General features: G+C 74.5%; 1 protein-coding gene. It reads right to left on the bottom strand.

The genetic code is table 11. The features are described 5' to 3' along the window. Positions 1-1286: CHASE domain-containing protein (locus HMPREF0731_RS26400; protein WP_083854574.1), on the bottom strand; the 1286-nt coding region annotated here is incomplete at its 3' end. Positions 1287-1451 lie beyond the last annotated feature (165 nt).

The following is a 1451-nucleotide window of genomic DNA, read 5'->3' as shown; positions in this document are numbered from 1 at the left end:
CCGGGGCGCAGCGCCTGGCGCAGCCGCAGGGCGACGGCCTGCAGCACCGCGTCGCCGGCGGCGTGGCCGAGCGAGTCGTTGATCGACTTGAAGCGGTCGAGGTCGAGGAAGAGCAGCGCCAGCCCGGCATGCCGCGCGGCGGCGCGGTGCAGCGCCTCCTCCAGCAGCTGCTCCAGCCGCAGGCGGTTGGGCAGGCCGGTCAGCGAATCGTGCTGCGCCTGGTGCAGCAGCCGCTCGGCGATGGCGCTGGCATGGCTGTAGTGATTGGCCAGGCTGTGCAGCAGCCAGAGCAGCGCCAGGGTCAGGGCCAGCCCGCCCAGCAGCACGGCCAGGGGCAGGGGCTGCAGCCAGGGCAGGTTGTGCCGCCGGGTCAGCTCGACGCGCCACAGGCGCCCTGCCATTTCCAGCTCGCTGCGCAGGCTGCCGGCGGCCTCGGGCGGCGGGGGCTCGTCGGGGCGGCTGTCATAGAGCACGCGGGAGACGCCATCGGGCTGCGGCAGCGGGCCGCGGTCGAGGATGCGCACGCGGTATTCGGCGAGCTGCGGCTGCAGCAGGGGGCTGAGCAGCTCGGCGGCGCGGAACACGCCGCTGATCTGGCCGCTGAAGGCGGCGCGCCGCTGCTCGACGGTCCAGAGCGGCAGGCCGCGCCGGTAGATGGCGTGGCGCACCAGGAAGCCGGTCTGGCCCTGCAGCAGCTCCAGCGGGCCGGTGGCGATCGGCTCGCCGCTGTCGCGGCTGCGCTCCATCACCCGCCGGCGGGAGGGTTCGGCGGCGGTGTCGTGGCCGAAGGCGCTTTCATTGCCGGCCATCGGCTCGTTGTAGAGGACGGGCAGATAGAACTCGCGCTCCCCGGCCGGGTGGATGGCGTAGTCGGGATAGCCGGCGGGGTCGAGGCTGGTGTCGCCGCGGGTGGCGGCCTCAAAGCCGGCGCGCTCGGCCGGGAGGACCAGCGGCGCGTATTGCACGGCGATGACGCCGGGGAAGCGCTCGGTCAGGCGCAGGGCGCGGGCGTGGCGGTGGAAATCGGCGCGGTTGACCTGGTCGGAGACCTCGAACAGGGCGCGGAAGCCGGCCAGCACCTCCAGGCTGCGCAGCAGGCGCTCCCCCACCATGCGGCTGGCATGCTGGGTGGCCTCCTCGAAATGCGCGCGCTGCTGGCGTTGCAGGCTGGCGGTGGCGGCCTGCCAGAGCAGCAGGGTGGTGGCGAGGCCGAGCAGCAGCGCGGCATGGGCGGCGCGGCGCAGCCAGCGGGCGCGGTGGGACAGGGCCGGGGAGACGGCGGGCATACGGCGCGGGATCCCATACGAGCCGGGGCGGGGGCGCGCCGGGGCTCCTGGGAAACTCCTGGGTGCGGGCGCCAGGGCGATTATCCGCAGCAAACATTAAGGAAAGGTGAAGCCCAGCCTGGCGCCGCACCGGCTGGCGGGGCAGGCAGGCCGGGCGGCATCGCC

The organism is Pseudoroseomonas cervicalis ATCC 49957 (genome assembly GCF_000164635.1).
Lineage (GTDB): Bacteria > Pseudomonadota > Alphaproteobacteria > Acetobacterales > Acetobacteraceae > Pseudoroseomonas > Pseudoroseomonas cervicalis.
The sequence above is the reverse complement of the archived record's forward strand: the minus strand, read 5'-3'. Positions and strand labels throughout refer to the sequence as shown.